The following is a 15,070-nucleotide window of genomic DNA, read 5'->3' as shown; positions in this document are numbered from 1 at the left end:
CACGAAGGGGCCGGACATGGCGGATGCCCTGACCCGGATGCTGAAGACGCGCGACTGGCTGATGGCCGATGGCGCGACCGGCACGGCGTTGTTCAACATGGGCCTCGGCGCGCAGGAGCCGCCCGAGCTGTGGAACACCGGCCAGCCCGCGCATGTGCGCAGCCTCTACCGCGCGGCGGTGGAGGCGGGGGCGGATCTGTTCCTGACCAACAGCTTCGGCGCCAATGCGGGGCGGCTGCGCCCGCACGGGCTTGCGCCCCGGGTGGGCGAACTCAACCGCGCCGCGGCGGAACTGGCGCGCGAGGTCGCGGCCGGCGCGGGGCGCGCGGTGATCGTCGCGGGTTCCATGGGGCCGAGCGGGGGGATCTTCGCCCCCATGGGCACGATGACCCATGCCGAGGCGGTCGAGATCTTCCACGAACAGGCAGAGGCCCTGCGCGACGGCGGCGCCGACCTGCTGTGGGTCGAAACCCTCGCCGCACCCGAGGACCTGCGCGCCGCCGCCGAGGCCGCGCGGCGGGTCGGCATGGACTGGTGCGGCGCGATGAGCTTCGACACCGCGGGCCGCACGATGATGGGCGTGACGCCCGCGCAACTGGCCGATCTGGTGGAAACCCTGCCGAACCCGCCCGCCGCCTTCGGCGCGAACTGCGGCACCGGCGCGTCGGACCTGCTGCGCAGCGTGGCGGGGTTCGTGGCGCAGGGGACGGAACGGCCGATCATCGCCAAGGCGAATGCCGGGGTGCCGAAATACCACGACGGCCACCTGCATTACGACGGCACGCCGGACCTGATGGCCGATTACGCGGTGCTGGCGCGCGATCTGGGCGCGCGGATCATCGGCGGCTGCTGCGGCACCACGCCCGACCACCTGCGCGCGATGCGCGCGGCGCTGGAAACCCGCCCCCGCGGCCCCCGCCCGACGCTGGAAACCATCGCCGGGCGGCTCGGCGGCTTCACGCCCGCGCATCCCGGCTGAGGTGGTGCCCGGTGTCAGGTGGCGCAGGGGGCATTCTGCCCCCTCTTGGCTGCGCCAATTCACCCCCTGAGGATATTTTCAGACAGAAAGTGAAGAAGGGCGCGCCCTGTCCATTTTCTGTCCCTAAATATCCCCGCCGGAGGCCACCGCACGCTCCGCCCGCGGCACGGCCGGGGCAAGGGGCGCCGCCTCCACCACCTGCCCCCACCGCAGCAGCAGGATCGCCGGACCCGCGGGCGTGGCGGCCTCTGCCAGCCGCGCCAGCGGCAGGGTGATGCGATGTTCGTCGGGCAGGCTGCAGGCGGTGACGATGCTCACCGCCGTCGCCGGATCGGCGCCGCGGGCCAGAAGGCTGTCGCGGATGCCGGCCAGCCGGTGCCGCCCCATGTAGAGCGCGAGCGCCGCGCCCGGGCCGAAGCCCGCGCCCGTCCCTTCGGCCAGCACGCCGTCGCGGCCCGTCGCCGTGGCGAGGATCAGCCGCTGCGCCACCCCGCGCGTGGTCAGCGGCTGCCCGAGGCTGGCCGCCGCGGCGGAGGCGGCGGTGATCCCGGGCACGATCTCTGCCGGTGCGCCTTCGGCGGTGGCGGCGGCGACTTCCTCGGCGGCGCGGCCGAAAACCGAAGGATCGCCCGATTTCAGCCGCACGACATGGCGGCCCCGGCGCAGTTCGGCGCGGATGCGCGCGTCGATCGCGGCCTGCGTCCAGCGGTGGCTGCCGCATTCCTTGCCCACGTCGATGCGCGGGATGCCGGGCGGGATCAGCGCCAGCACCCCGGGCCCGACCAGCCGGTCGTGCAGCACGATATCCGCCTGCCGCAGCCGGTCCACCGCGCGCAGGGTCATCAGGTCGGCCGCACCCGGCCCCGCGCCCACCAGCGACAGGCGGCCGGTCTGCGGGGCGGCGGGCTGCATCCGGTTCGGATCGGGCAAGAGGCTCATTCGGCGGCTTCCTTCGGCAGGGGGGCGTGGCGGGCGATCAGGGCGGCGAGTTCCGGGCGGCAGGCCCCGCAACTGGTGCCCGCCCCGAGGCTGTCGCCAAGGGCGGCGACGGTGGGGCAGGCGCCGCTGGCGATGGCGGCGGCGATGGTGTTCAGCCCGACCGCAAGGCAGGCGCAGACCGTGGGGCCGGGGTCGGGGCGGTCGGCCCCCGGGCGGCCCGACAGCAGCGCGGGGCCGGCGGGTTCGCCCAGCAGGGCGGCGACATGGGCGCGGGAAACCGCCACCGGCGCGCGGTCGACGAAAAGTGCGGCGACCAGCGCCCCCCCGTCGATGAAGGCCAGCCGGGTGCGGCCGCGGGACGGATCGGCATAGACCTGCGCCTGCAGCCCCGGCCCCAGCCCGAACAGCCTGCGGGCCGCAGCCTCCCAATCGGCGGGGATATGGCCGCCCGCCAGTTCGGCGGTCATGCCGCGGGCATGGGCGGCGCGCGCCCAATAGGCGCAATCGGGGCGGAAGGGCCGCGCCGCAACCGCATAGCCGAACCAGGCGGGTACGAAGGGCGCGACCGCGACCGCGCCGGATTTCAGCGCCGGCTGGCCCGAGACGGGATCGGCCGCCCCTTCGACCACCGCGCCGATGCGGCCCTGCGCGGCGGTTTCACCCGTCCAGTGGATGGGGGCGAAGGGCTGGCCCGGCGCCACGCGGTCCGACACCAGCACCCGCAGCAGCGCCGCGCGCCCCTGCCCCGCCACCCGCGCGAGGCCATCGGGTTCCAGCCCCAGGCGGCGGGCGTCGTCGGGATGGACCTCCAGATAGGGTTCCGCCATGTGCTGGTTCAGGCGGGGGGACAGGCCGGTGCGGCTCATCGTGTGCCAATGGTCGCGGACGCGGCCGGTGTTCAGGATCATCGGCCCGGCCACCGCCTGCGGGGCGACGGCGATCATCCGCGCCCGGCCGTCCGGGTGGTGAAAGCGCCCGTCCGCGAAGAAGCGCCCGCCCCGCCGGTGCGCATTTGCGGGCCAGACGAAAGGCGCCAGCGCGTCATAGCCCGCCCGCGTGATCCCCGCATGGTCCGAAATGTCGAAATCGGACCCGAGCGCCCCCGCCACCCCCGACAGCGCCGCGTGTTCGGCGAATATCTGCGCCGGATGGTCCCAGTCGAAGCCGGCAAAGCCCATCCGCCGCGCGACCTGCGCCATCTGCCACCAGTCCGCCCGCGCCTGCCCCGGGGGGGCGCGGAACGGGCGCTGGCGGCTGATCCGGCGTTCGGAATTGGTGACGGTGCCGTCCTTTTCGCCCCAGCCGGCGGCGGGCAGGCGCACATGGGCCAGCCGCATCGTATCGGTTTCGGCCATCATGTCGGACACCACGACGAAATCGCAACCGGCGATGGCCTGCGCCACCCGGTCGGCCTGCGGCATCGACACGACCGGATTGGTGCACATGATCCACAGCGCCTTGATGCGGCCGTCGCCCACCGCGCGGAACAGATCCACCGCCTTCAGCCCCGGCCTTTCGGCCAATGCGGGCGCGGCCCAGAAACCGCGCACGGCGGCGCGGTGGGCGGCGTCCTCGATATTCAGGTGGCAGGCCAGCATGTTGGACAGCCCCCCGACCTCGCGCCCGCCCATCGCATTGGGCTGTCCGGTCAGGCTGAACGGCCCCGCGCCGGGCTTGCCGATGCGGCCGGTGGCCAGATGCAGGTTCAGGATCGCGTTCACCTTGTCGGTGCCGGTGTCGGACTGGTTGATGCCCATGGACCAGGCGGTGACGACCTTTTCGGCCCCCAGCCACAGGTCGAAGAAGGCCGCCAGTTGCTGCGGGCCGAGCCCGGTCAGGCCCGGGTCGGTCGCCCGTGCGGCGGCCAGCGCGGCCTCGACCCCCTCGATATTGCGCAGGCGGTCGCGATCCAGCAGCCCGCGCCGCGCGGCCTCTGCCAGCGCGAGGTTGAACAGCGCCGCATCGCCCCCGGGTGCGATGGGCAGGTGCAGGTCGGCGCTGTCGCAGGTCGGGGTGCGGCGCGGGTCGATCACCACCACGCGGGTGCCCCGCGCCGCGCGCGCCGCCATCAGGCGCTGGAACAGCACCGGGTGGCACCAGGCCATGTTGGACCCGACCAGCACCACCACATCGGCCAGTTCGAAATCCTCATAGAGCCCCGGCACGGTATCGGTGCCGAAGGCGCGGCGGTGCCCGGCCACGGCAGAGGCCATGCAGAGCCGCGAATTGGTGTCGATATTGGCGCTGCCGATGAAGCCCTTCATCAGCTTGTTCGCGACATAGTAATCCTCGGTCAGGCACTGGCCCGAGACGTAGAAGGCCACCGCATCCGGCCCGTGGTCCGCGATCGTCCGGCGGAACCGCGCGGCGACCAGATCCAGCGCCTCGTCCCAATCCGCCGCACGCTCGCCGATCATCGGCGCCAGCAGCCGCCCCTCGGGCCCCACCGTTTCGGCCAGCGCCGCGCCCTTGGAACAGAGCCTGCCGCGGTTGGCCGGGTGGTCCGGGTCGCCCCGCACCTCGACCCCGGTTGCGGTGGCGCGCAGCAGCACGCCACAGCCCACCCCGCAATAGGGGCAGGTGCTGCGGATTTCACCCATCGCCGCCTAGCCCCCGTTCCGCCCGCGGGACGACAGGTCCAGAAAGACGCGCCCCCCCTCGACCCGGGCGGGAAAGGTGGCGACGGCGCCTTCGTCGGCCCCCTGCGCCTGCCCCGAATTCATGTCGAAAACCCAGTTGTGCAGCGGGCAGGTCACGGCCTCGCCATGCACGATCCCTTCGGACAGCGGCCCGCCCTTGTGGGGGCAGCGGTCGTTCAGGGCGAAGACCCGGTCGCCCGCGGTGCGGAACACCGCGATGCAGCCCCGCGGCGTCCTGACCACCCGCGCGCCCTGCGGGGGAATGTCGGACAGAAGGCCGATCTCGATCCAGCTTGCGGCCATGCTGTTCATTCGGCGGCCTCCAGCGGGATCGTTTTCAGCGGCGCCCAGTCCGCCGGGCGGGCGGCATATTCGGCCCAAGGATCGTTCTGGTGGACCGACTGGCCGATCATGAACCGGTCGTAAAGCGCGCGGCGCGTGGCCGGGTCGGCGACCTGCGCGCGGCACCAGTCGAGCCCCACCGCCGCGACCCATTTGTAGATGCGGTGCAGGTAGCGCGCGTTTTCGCGGTAAAGCTGGATGAAGGCGGCGATGACCTCGACCGCCTCGTCCGCGGTGGCGACGGTCAGCAGGGGTTCGGTTTCCCGCACATCCATGCCCGCCGCACCCGCGACGCCGATCTGGAACCCAGACTCGACGCAGACCACGCCCACATCCTTGCACGTCGCCTCGGCGCAGTTGCGCGGGCAGCCCGACACGCCCAGCTTGACCTTGGCGGGCGTCCACGACCCCCAGAGCAGCTTTTCCAGCCGGATGCCGAGGCCGGTCGAATCCTGCGTGCCGAAGCGGCAGAATTCGCTGCCGACACAGGTTTTCACCGTGCGCAGCCCCTTGGCATAGGCGTGGCCCGACACCATCCCGGCGGCGTTCAGGTCGGCCCAGATCGCGGGCAGGTCCTCTTTGCGCACGCCCAGAAGGTCGATCCGCTGCCCGCCCGTGACCTTGACCATCGGCACCGCGAACTTGTCGGCCGCATCCGCGATGGCGCGCAGTTCGGCGGGCGTGGTGACGCCGCCCCACATGCGCGGGACGACCGAATAGGTGCCGTCCTTCTGGATGTTGGCGTGGTTCCTTTCGTTGACGAAACGCGACTGGCGGTCGTCGCGATAGTCCAGCGGCCAGTCCGCCAGCAGGTAATAGTTCAGCGCCGGCCGGCAGGACGCACAGCCGCCCGCCGTCTTCCAGCCCAGTTCCTGCATCACCGCCGGGATGGATTTCAGCCGCTGCGCCTTGATCAGGCGGCGCACATCCTCGTGCGTGTGGTCGGTGCAGCGGCACATCGGCGGGTCGGCATCGGCCCTGAACCCCTCACCCAGGGTCAGCGCCATGATCTTTTCCACCAGCCCCGTGCAACTGCCGCAGGAGGCGCTGGCCTTGGTCTGCGCGCGCACGGCATCCAGCGTCGCCGCGCCGCCCTGCACCGCCTGCATGATCCGCCCCTTGCAGACGCCGTTGCAGCCGCAGATCTCTGCCTCAGGCGGCAAGGCTGCAACGGCGGCCAGAGGGTCCGCCGCCGCCCCCCCGGCGGCGAAGGCGGGGCCGAAGATCAGCGTGTCGCGGATGGCGGACACATCGGCGCCCTGCCGGATCTGGTCGAAGAACCACGACCCGTCGGCGGTATCGCCATACATCACCGCGCCGACCAGCCGCTCTCCCTCTAGGATCAGGCGCTTGTAGACGCCCCGGCCCGGATCGCGGAACACGATGTCCTCGCGCCCCGGCGCGTCAGTGAAATCGCCCGCGCTGAACAGGTCCACCCCCGTGACCTTCAGCCGGGTCGCGGTCTGCACGGGGCGGAAGGCGGCCTCGGCCCCGTTCAGCGCATCGGCCAGCACCTTCGCCTGATCGTAGAGCGGCGCGACGAGGCCGAAAAGCTGCCCGCGATGTTCCACGCATTCGCCAAGGGCAAAGATCGCAGGGTCGGAGGTGCGCATCGCGTCGTCCACCACGATGCCGCGGTTCACCTCCAGATGCGCGTCGGTGGCAAGGCGCACCTCGGGGCGGATGCCCACGGCCATGCAGACCAGATCGGCGGGATAGACGGTGCCGTCTTCCAGCAGCACCGCCTCTGCCCGGCCATGCCCGAGGATCGCCTTGGTCGCCCCCCGGCAGTGGACCCGGATGCCCCGGCGTTCCAGATCCTTCTGCAACAGATAGCCCGCCGCGGGGTCCAGCTGGCGTTCCATCAGATGGCCCATCAGGTGGATCACCGTCACCTCTGCCCCGCGCGCGGCCATGCCCGCCGCCGCCTCCAGCCCCAGAAGGCCGCCGCCGATCACCACCGCCGTGGCGCCCGGTTTCGCGGCGGCGATCATGGCGTTGGTATCTTCCAGATCGCGATAGGTGCAGACCCCGGGCAGGTCCTTGCCCGGCACCGGGATGATGAAGGGCGCCGATCCGGTCGCGATCACCAGCGCGTCATAGGGCACGCCGCCTGCGCTGGACCGGACCACCCGGTTCGCGCGGTCGATCTTCACCACCGGCTCGCCGAAGCGGCAGTCGATGCCGCGGGCGGCGTACCAGTCCGCATCATGGGTGACGATTTCCGCATAGGTCTTTTCGCCCGACAGCACCGGCGACAGCATCAGCCGGTTGTAGTTGCCGCGCGGTTCGGCGTTGAACAGGGTCACGTCCCAGCCGTCCCCGCCCCCGTCCAGCAGATGTTCCAGCATCCGCCCCGAGGCCATGCCGGCCCCGATCACCACAAGCCGTCTGGCCATCATGCTGCCTCCTCTGTTTTCGCGGGGGCCGCGGCGGGCCCGTGGGCGTGGTCGTGCAGGAAATCCAGGATCTCGGCCCGGTGGCGCCAGTAGTCGGGGTGGTCGAGCATCGCCCGGCGGCTTCGCGGGCGCGGCAGGTCCACCGTGGCGATCCGGCCGATGGTGGCGCGGGGGCCGTTGGTCATCATCACCACCCGGTCGGCCAGCAGGATCGCCTCGTCCACGTCATGGGTGACGCAGACGGCGGTGACCTGCGTCCGGCTCCAGACCTCCATCAGCACATCCTGAAGGTCCCACCGGGTCAGGCTGTCGAGCATCCCGAAGGGTTCATCCAGCAGCAGCAGCTTGGGCGACAGCGCGAAGGCCCGCGCGATACCCACCCGCTGGCGCATCCCGTTCGACAGATCCGCCGCCAGCCGGTGCATCGCATCGCCAAGACCCACCCGTTCGAGGTAGTATTCCACCACCTCCTGCCGTTCGGCCCGGCTGGCGGCCGGATAGACGCGATCCACCCCGAGCGCGACGTTTTCCCGCGCCGTCAGCCAGGGAAACAGCGAGGGCGCCTGAAACACCACCGCGCGTTCGGGGTCCGCGCCCTCCACGGCATATCCGTCCAGCTTGATCGCGCCCGAGGACACGCCCGTCAGCCCCGCGGTCATCGACAGGACGGTGGACTTGCCGCAGCCGGAATGGCCGATCAGGCTGACGAATTCGCCCTTCTTCAGCCTGAGGTCGAAATTCTCCACCACCGTCAGCGGCCCTTTCGGCGTGTCATAGACCTTGGACAGTTGCGAATAGTGCAGATAGCGGCCGTCGATCGGGCCGGCCGCGGCCTGCGCATAGGCGCGGGGCAGCGCATGGCGGGGCGTCAGCAGGGGCAGGTGCCGCACCGTCCCGGCCCCTGCCCCCGACGCGCGCCCGGCCTGTATCAGTTCCGCCGTCACCGCCGCGCGCAGGCGCTGGAAGGCGGCGTCGCCGTTCAGGGCGCCCCGGTCGCGCGGCCGGTCCAGCGCCACGGCGAAATCGCGCCCCAGGGTGCCGTCGGGGTTCAGGATCACGATCCGGTCGGCCAGCACGATGGCCTCGTCCACGTCGTTGGTGATCAGCACCGCGGTGCGCCGGTCGCGCCGCCAGATCCCCTCGATCTCGTCGGCCAGCCCGGCGCGGGTCATGGCGTCCAGCGCCGACAGGGGTTCGTCCATCAGCAGGACCTGCGGTTCCATCGCCAGCGCCCGGGCAACCGCCACGCGCTGCCGCATGCCCCCCGACAGTTCCGCCGGGCGGCGGGCGGCGGCATGCGACAGGCCCACCATGGCGACATATTCCGCCACCATCGCCGCGCGTTCGGCCCGGGGCCGCTGCCCGTGCACCGCATCGACGGCCAGCGCGACATTCCCCGCCACCGTCAGCCAGGGCATCAGCGAATACGACTGGAACACCAGCCCCCGTTCCGGCCCCGGCCCCGTCACGGGTGCGCCGCGGAACAGCACCTCGCCCCGGTCGGGTGCGGCAAGCCCGGCCATCAGGCTTATCAGCGTCGTCTTGCCGGTGCCCGAGAAACCGAGGATGGCCAGAAACTCGCCCTCCGCCACCGTCAGGTCGATGTTGCGCAGCACCTCGGATCGCGCCGCACCCGCGCCGAACCCCTTGCAGACGTTCCTGAATTCGAGAATGGCCATGATCACCCCCGCCCGTCGAAGGTCAGCAGCGTCTGCAACGCGACCATCACCCGGTCCAGCAGCAGCCCGATGATGCCGATGGTCAGCACCGCCACCATGATCCGCGCCAGGCTGTCGGAGGATCCGTTCTGGAACTCGTCCCAGACGAACTTGCCGAGGCCGGGGTTCTGGCTCAGCATCTCTGCCGCGATCAGCACCATCCAGCCCACGCCCAGCGACAGCCGCAGCCCGGCAAAGATCAGCGGCAGCGCCGAGGGCAGCACCAGCCGGGTGATCCGCGTCCACAGGCCCAGCTTCAGCACCCGGCCGACATTGACCAGATCCCGGTCGATGCTGGCCACGCCCAGCGCGGTGTTGATCAGCGTCGGCCAGAGCGAACACAGCATCACCGTCACCGCCGACACCACGAAGCTGCGCGGCAGGGCCCCCTCGCCCCCGGCATAAAGCGCCGAGACGGTCATCGTCACGATCGGCAGCCACGCAAGCGGCGACACCGGCCGGAACACCTGGATCAGCGGCGACAGCGCCGCATTGGCCGTGGACGACAGGCCCGCAAGGATGCCCAGCGGCACCGCCACCAGCGCGGCCAGCACGAAGCCCGCGAACACGGTCCTGAGCGAGGTCAGGATCTGGTCCACATAGGTAGGCTTGCCCGCATAGCTGCGGTTGCGCACCTCGTCCGCCTTGCCGGCGGCGACCAGTTCGGCGTTGCGTTCCGCCTGCCGTTCGTAGAACGCCGCCTCGCGCGCGCGTTCGGCCTGCGCATCGGCGCGCAGCACGCCCACCTGCTGCCAGACCTGCGCGGGCCCCGGGATCGCCCCCAGCGAGGTTTCCACCCGCGGCGCAAGCGTGGCCCAGAGCGCGAGGAAGGCCACGATCGCCAGCAGCGGCACCAGCAGCGTGCGCCAGATCGCGCGCAACTGCACCCGCGGCGCATCGCCCAGCATCAGCCGCCACAGCGGCGCGAGCCAGGCCAGCCCCAGCAGGGCGAACCACGGCTCCAGCCGGGCGATGAGGATTTTCAGCCGCGCGACATTGGCGGCGATGACGGCGGGATCGTCTTCGGGAAGGGCGGCGGGGTCCATCGAGGTCATGGCGGTGATCCGGTTCTGGCTGGAGGCGATCAGGGGGGGCGATCAGTTGGCGACGGCACCGGCGACGACCTTCTGGTCGCCCTTCAGGCCGATGGCGAAACCGTCGAGGTAGGCGTTGGGCCGGGTGCCGTCGAAGACCACCCCGTCGATGAAGGTGGCGTTGGGTGCGCGGTAGCCGTCGGGGTCGAAGTCGAAATCGGCCCCGGCCGCCTTGCCCTCGGCAATCAGCTGTTGCGCGGCGGCGGTGAAGATGTCGGGGCGGTAGACGGCTTTCGCGGTCGCGTCGTACCATTCATCGGGCATGGCCGTTGCGATCTGGCCCCAGCGGCGCATCTGGGTCAGCGTCCAGACCGCATCCGAATAATAGGGAAAGGCCGCATTGCCCCGGAAGAACAGGTTGAAATCGGGCTCGTCCCGGATGTCGCCCCTTTCATATTCGAAGGTGCCGGTCATCGAATTGGCGATCACCGCCGCATCCGCCCCCACATATTCCGGGCGCGCCAGAATCTCGACCGCCTCGGCCCGGTTGGCGTTGTCGCCCGCGTCCAGCCACATCTGCGCCCGGATCAGCGCCTTGGTCAGCGCGATGACGGTATTCGGGTTCTCCTCGGCGAAGGCGCGGGTCAGGCCGAACACCTTTTCCGGGTTCTGCTGAAAGATCGCCGCGTCCGAAATGACCGGCACCCCGATCCCCTTGGCCACCGCGGCCTGGTTCCAGGGCTCGCCCACGGAATAGCCGTCGATGGTCCCGGCCTCCAGCGTGGCGGGCATCTGCGGCGGCGGCGTCACCGACAGCAGCACATCGGCCCCGATCTGGCCCGAGGTGTCGTCGGGCGCATAGAAGCCGGGGTTGATCCCGCCCGCCGCCAGCCAGTAGCGCAGTTCGTAATTGTGCGGCGAGACGGGAAAGACCATCCCCATCGCGAACATCCGCCCCCGGTCGGCCGCATCCTCGATCGCCGGCAGCAGGGCCGAGGCCGGGATCGGATGGCGCGGCCTGCCCGCCCCGTCCAGCGCGAGGCCGGGTTTCATCAGATCCCACACCGCGTTGGACACGGTGATGGCGTTGCCGTTCAGGTCCAGCGCAATGGGCGCGATCAGCGCGCCCGCCGTGCCATAACCGATGGTCGAGGCCAGCGGCTGCCCGGCCAGCATATGGGCGCCGTCGATCTCTCCCGACAGCACGCGGTCGAGCAGCACTTTCCAGTTCGACTGCGCCTCCAGCGTGACGGTCAGGCCCTCGTCCTCGAAGAACCCCTTTTCCCTGGCGATGGCCAGCGGGGCCATGTCGGTCAGCTTGATGAAGCCGAGCGTCAGCATGTCCTTTTCCACCCCGGCGGGGGCGGCGAGGGGCAGCCCGGCGAGGGCGGCGGAAAGCAGAAGATGGCGGATCAGGGGCATCGGGATCTGTCCTTGAAAGCTGGTGGAAAACGCGAAAACGGCCGCAGACAGCCTCGGGCACGGGAGGGTGCCGAAAGCGGTCAGGCGGCCTTGCCTGGTCTCGTCATGGCGGAGACGAACGGGACGCCATTGCCCCGTCTTGAGGATCAGGGTCCACGCGGGCGGCGCACGGGTCAAGCGGGCGGGGCCGCGTCATGCCGCGATGCAGCATCCTGCCCGGTTTTTGGTCACTCCGCGGGCGCCGGGTCGAAAACCGCGCCATCGAAGAAACGGTTCCGCATCAGCATCAGGCTGCCCCGCACCGCCGGCAGGGATTCGGCCGTGGCCAATGCCCCTTCCAGCTTGTCCGAGGCCGGAGGCAGCGGCACGCCGGCGGGCCCGAGGAACCGGCGATAGAGATCGCTGCGAAAGACCGCCCGCGCCGCACGGGCCGCGGCGCGCGGGTCCAGCCCATGCGCCGCCGCCAGTTCCGCCCCGATCCAGCCCGCCTGACTGCGCCAGGGAAAGTTCGCCAGCCCCGCGTGAAAGGCCAGAAGCTGCGGCACCGCCACCTCCGGGCCGCGCGCATCGGGCAGGACGCGGCCCCGCAGCGCCGGTTCCATATGCAGCGCCGGGGTGTCGAGCGTGTGCGGCTGCGCCAGCAGTTCGGCCAGCGTCGTCCGGTTCGCCGGATCCTCCGCCCACCGCCCCGCCCGCCAGACCGCCCGCATCAGCGCGGCGGCGCGCGCGGGGTCGGCCTCGGCCCAGCCGTGGCGGGCGGCCAGCACCTTTTCGGGCGACTGGCTCCAGATCGCGGCGCCGGGCAGGATCAGCCGCGCCCCCGCCACCTGCACCGCGCGGGTGCCCCAGGGCTCGCCCACGCAGAAGCCGTCGATCTCGGCGGCCTGCAATGCCTCTGTCATGCGGGGCGGCGGCACCGCATGCAGGGTGAAAGCCAGATCCGGCGCCATGCGCGACAGCCAGTAGCGCAGCAGCAGCGCATGCATGGAAAAGGGAAAGGGCACGCCGAAGCGCAGGACCCGCCCCGGCGCGGCCAGCCCCGCCGCCACCGCCGGATCGCCGAAGGGGACGGGGCCAAGCGCCCCCGACAGCCCCACGACCTGCCCGTTCAGCGACAGGACCATCAGCACCTCCAGCCCGCCCTGCCCGCCGCCCAGCCCCAGCGCCCGCGCCACCGGCATCGCCGACAGCATATGCGCCGCCTCGACCGCCCCCAGATCCAGCAGGTCGCGCAGCTGCGACCAGCTGGCCGCGCGGCACAGTCGCAGGCGCAGACCCTCCTGTTCGGCGAACCCCAGTTCGGCGGCGACGATCAGCGGCGCGGCATCCAGCAGCGGCACGAAGCCGAGAGTGATCGCGGCGGTCATTTCAGCAGTTCCGACGCCGTGACCAGCGCCTGCGCCAGATCGGCCAGCCGCTTGCCCTGATCCATCGCCGCGCGGCGCAGCAGCGCATAGGCCTCTTCCTCGCTGATCCCCCTGGCGCGCATCAGGATGCCCTTGGCACGGTCGATCAGCTTGCGCTCCTCCAGCGCGGCGCGGGTGGCGGCAAGCTCGCTGCGCATGCGCTGAAAGACGTGAAAGCGGGCGATGGCGGCGTCGAGGATGGGGCGGATGCGTTCCGCCCGCAGCCCGTCCACGACATAGGCCGAAACCCCCGCCTCGATGGCGGCACGGGTCAGGTGCCGGTCGGCGCGGTCCACGAACATCGCCACGGGCCGTTCCAGCGGCCCCGCGGCGAGCGTCAGTTCCTCCAGCGCGTCGCGGGACGGATCGCCCGCGTCGATCAGCACGAGGTCGGGGCGCATCTCGGCCACCCGCCGCGCAAGGCCCGTGCCGGAACCGATGACATGGATGTCGTGTTCGCCAAAGGCGCGCAGCGCGTCCACGATCATCCGGGCGCGGTCGCGGTCCTGTTCGACGATGATGACGGTCAGCGCGGTTTTCATCTTGTGCCCCGCATCCTCTGGACGGCACCCGCCGCCCCGTCCATGCCCCGGGCGACGGCGCGCGCGCCCCTACCGTCCCGCGGGTGCGGGATGCCCGTTTTCCGGCATTGGGTGCACAGTTTCCGGGCAGCGCCCGAACGCCGCCCCGCAGAGGTTCCGCGCCTGCCGGGCGGCGCAGGGGGCATTCTGCCCCCTCTTGGCTGCGCCAATTCACCCCCTGAGGATATTTAAGGACAGAAAGTGAGGGAGGGTGCGCCTCTGTCCACTTTCTGTCCTTAAATATCCCCGCCGGAGGCTCCTGCCCCATCCACCCGCACCGCCGCCGGGCGGGTTCAGAACAGCGACAGCTGCGCCCCCGCCGCCTGCGGCACATGGAACAGGTCGCAGCGCAGGGGCGGTTGCGGCCTGTCGAGGCCGAGGCGCGCCACCGCCACGGCGAAGCGGCGCGCGATCAGTTCCGCATGGACCCCCTGCCCGCGCATCCGTTTGCCCCAGGCCGGGTCGTAGTCGCGCCCGCCCTGCGTCTCGCGCACCCGCGCCATGACCCGCGCGGCGCGGTCGGGAAAGCGCGCCTCGAGCCATTCGCGGAACAGCCCCGCGACCTCCATCGGCAGGCGCAGCATGATCCAGCTGGCCGCCCCCGCCCCGGCGGCCTGCGCCGCCGCCAGGATCGGTTCCAGTTCGTGGTCGGTCAGCCCCGGCACGACCGGGGACACCATCGCCCGCACCGGCACCCCCGCCCCCGCCAGCCGCGCGATCACCGCCAGCCGCCGTGCGGGCGCGGGCGCGCGGGGTTCCATCGCACGGGCCACCGCGGGATCCAGCGTCGTGACCGACACCCCCACCCGCGCCAGCCCCTTCGCAGCCATCGGCGCCAGCAGGTCGAGGTCGCGTTCCACCAGCGTGCCCTTGGTCACGATCGCCACCGGGTGGTCGTGGGCGGCCAGCACCTCCAGCACCTCGCGCATCACCCGGTGGTCGGCCTCTATCGGCTGATAGGGGTCGGTGTTGGTCCCGATCGCCACCGGCGCCACGCGATAGCCCTTGCGCCCCAGTTCGCGCGCCAGCACCGCGCCGATCCCCGGCCGCGCCACCAGCCGGGTTTCGAAATCGAGCCCCGGCGACAGGTTCAGCCAGGCATGGGTGGGCCGCGCGAAGCAATAGATGCAGCCATGTTCGCACCCCCGGTACGGGTTGATCGAGCGGTCGAAGGGCAGGTCGGGCGAGCGGACAAGGTTCAGCGCCGACCGCGGGCGTTCGATCCGCACCTCGGTGCGGATCAGCCGCGGCGGCTCGTCCTCATCGGTCCAGCCGTCATCGAACGCCTCGCAGGTCGTGGCCTCGTAGCGGCCGGCGGTATTGCTGCCCGCGCCGCGCGCGCGCAGGCGCTGTCCCCTGAGAATGCCCTTGCCCGGATTTTCCATGCCGCATGATAGAACAAATCAGGAACACATGCCAAGACCACCCGCAAACCCTTGTTTCCGGCGGAAAGCTGCCTTTTCCCGCCGGCCCGCCGCATGCCGCTTTGCGCCCCGATGCGGTCGTGACAAGCTGTCGCAAGGGCCGCCATCGCGGCCCGCCCGAATCGGGGCCCGGCCCGGCGCCGGCCCTTCCCCCACCCGCAGGCCGATGCCTGCCCAGGATGCGAGG

The 15,070-nt window shown here is 71.4% G+C and carries 11 protein-coding genes; 1 reads left to right on the top strand and 10 read right to left on the bottom strand.

Annotated features, from left to right (window positions below; all coding sequences use genetic code 11):
- The first annotated feature begins 16 nt into the window (after positions 1-16).
- Positions 17-979, top strand: coding sequence for a betaine--homocysteine S-methyltransferase (bmt, locus tag RGD00_RS04945; RefSeq protein WP_310456185.1), 963 nt, complete (start codon positions 17-19; stop codon positions 977-979).
- 123 nt (positions 980-1,102) lie between these two features.
- Here bmt and cobA read toward each other — a convergent pair whose 3' ends face one another.
- The 10 genes from cobA to RGD00_RS04895 all read right to left on the bottom strand — a co-directional run bounded on the left by cobA (position 1,103) and on the right by RGD00_RS04895 (position 14,844).
- Positions 1,103-1,918 carry a uroporphyrinogen-III C-methyltransferase gene (gene cobA / locus RGD00_RS04940; protein WP_310456184.1) on the bottom strand — a complete coding sequence of 272 codons (816 nt, stop codon included), beginning with the start codon at positions 1,916-1,918 and terminating at the stop codon, positions 1,103-1,105.
- The gene (locus RGD00_RS04935; protein ID WP_310456183.1) at positions 1,915-4,518 is read right to left on the bottom strand and encodes a molybdopterin-dependent oxidoreductase; all 2,604 of its coding nucleotides are present in this window, start codon (positions 4,516-4,518) and stop codon (positions 1,915-1,917) included. Before RGD00_RS04935 ends, cobA begins: the two co-directional genes overlap by 4 nt.
- A 6-nt stretch (positions 4,519-4,524) precedes the next feature.
- A complete protein-coding gene (nirD, locus tag RGD00_RS04930; RefSeq protein WP_310456376.1) occupies positions 4,525-4,860 on the bottom strand; it encodes a nitrite reductase small subunit NirD in 336 nt (111 codons plus the stop codon).
- Positions 4,861-4,865: 5 nt separating this feature from the next.
- Positions 4,866-7,298 carry a nitrite reductase large subunit NirB gene (gene nirB, locus RGD00_RS04925; RefSeq protein WP_310456182.1) on the bottom strand — a complete coding sequence of 811 codons (2,433 nt, stop codon included), beginning with the start codon at positions 7,296-7,298 and terminating at the stop codon, positions 4,866-4,868.
- Positions 7,298-8,977 carry an ABC transporter ATP-binding protein gene (locus tag RGD00_RS04920; RefSeq protein ID WP_310456181.1) on the bottom strand — a complete coding sequence of 560 codons (1,680 nt, stop codon included), beginning with the start codon at positions 8,975-8,977 and terminating at the stop codon, positions 7,298-7,300. Before RGD00_RS04920 ends, nirB begins: the two co-directional genes overlap by 1 nt.
- A 2-nt stretch (positions 8,978-8,979) precedes the next feature.
- Positions 8,980-10,071, bottom strand: coding sequence for an ABC transporter permease (locus tag RGD00_RS04915; RefSeq protein WP_310456180.1), 1,092 nt, complete (start codon positions 10,069-10,071; stop codon positions 8,980-8,982).
- A gap of 42 nt (positions 10,072-10,113) precedes the next feature.
- Complete coding sequence (locus tag RGD00_RS04910; RefSeq protein WP_425603364.1) at positions 10,114-11,472, bottom strand: CmpA/NrtA family ABC transporter substrate-binding protein; 1,359 nt, start codon at positions 11,470-11,472, stop codon at positions 10,114-10,116.
- Between the two features lie 227 nt (positions 11,473-11,699).
- Positions 11,700-12,839, bottom strand: coding sequence for a CmpA/NrtA family ABC transporter substrate-binding protein (locus RGD00_RS04905; RefSeq protein ID WP_310456179.1), 1,140 nt, complete (start codon positions 12,837-12,839; stop codon positions 11,700-11,702).
- A complete protein-coding gene (locus tag RGD00_RS04900; protein ID WP_310456178.1) occupies positions 12,836-13,420 on the bottom strand; it encodes an ANTAR domain-containing response regulator in 585 nt (194 codons plus the stop codon). Before RGD00_RS04900 ends, RGD00_RS04905 begins: the two co-directional genes overlap by 4 nt.
- Positions 13,421-13,752: 332 nt before the next feature.
- Entirely contained in the window at positions 13,753-14,844 is a 1,092-nt protein-coding gene (locus tag RGD00_RS04895) for a PA0069 family radical SAM protein (RefSeq protein WP_310456177.1), read from the bottom strand.
- Between the last annotated feature and the right edge of the window lie 226 nt (positions 14,845-15,070).

The sequence above is a fragment of the Ruixingdingia sedimenti genome (genome assembly GCF_031432425.1).
Classification (GTDB): domain Bacteria; phylum Pseudomonadota; class Alphaproteobacteria; order Rhodobacterales; family Rhodobacteraceae; genus Ruixingdingia; species Ruixingdingia sedimenti.
Note: the sequence above shows the minus strand (reverse complement) of the source record. Positions and strands in the feature narration are given on the sequence as shown.

Excerpts from the sequence above, each read along its gene's own strand:
- bmt (WP_310456185.1), top strand. The coding sequence starts at position 17 with ATGGCGGATGCCCTGACCCGGATGCTGAAGACGCGCGACTGGCTGATG.
- cobA (WP_310456184.1), bottom strand. The coding sequence starts at position 1,918 with ATGAGCCTCTTGCCCGATCCGAACCGGATGCAGCCCGCCGCCCCGCAG.
- RGD00_RS04935 (WP_310456183.1), bottom strand. The coding sequence starts at position 4,518 with ATGGGTGAAATCCGCAGCACCTGCCCCTATTGCGGGGTGGGCTGTGGC.
- nirD (WP_310456376.1), bottom strand. The coding sequence starts at position 4,860 with ATGGCCGCAAGCTGGATCGAGATCGGCCTTCTGTCCGACATTCCCCCG.
- nirB (WP_310456182.1), bottom strand. The coding sequence starts at position 7,298 with ATGGCCAGACGGCTTGTGGTGATCGGGGCCGGCATGGCCTCGGGGCGG.
- RGD00_RS04920 (WP_310456181.1), bottom strand. The coding sequence starts at position 8,977 with ATGGCCATTCTCGAATTCAGGAACGTCTGCAAGGGGTTCGGCGCGGGT.
- RGD00_RS04915 (WP_310456180.1), bottom strand. The coding sequence starts at position 10,071 with ATGACCTCGATGGACCCCGCCGCCCTTCCCGAAGACGATCCCGCCGTC.
- RGD00_RS04910 (WP_425603364.1), bottom strand. The coding sequence starts at position 11,472 with ATGCCCCTGATCCGCCATCTTCTGCTTTCCGCCGCCCTCGCCGGGCTG.
- RGD00_RS04905 (WP_310456179.1), bottom strand. The coding sequence starts at position 12,839 with ATGACCGCCGCGATCACTCTCGGCTTCGTGCCGCTGCTGGATGCCGCG.
- RGD00_RS04900 (WP_310456178.1), bottom strand. The coding sequence starts at position 13,420 with ATGAAAACCGCGCTGACCGTCATCATCGTCGAACAGGACCGCGACCGC.
- RGD00_RS04895 (WP_310456177.1), bottom strand. The coding sequence starts at position 14,844 with ATGGAAAATCCGGGCAAGGGCATTCTCAGGGGACAGCGCCTGCGCGCG.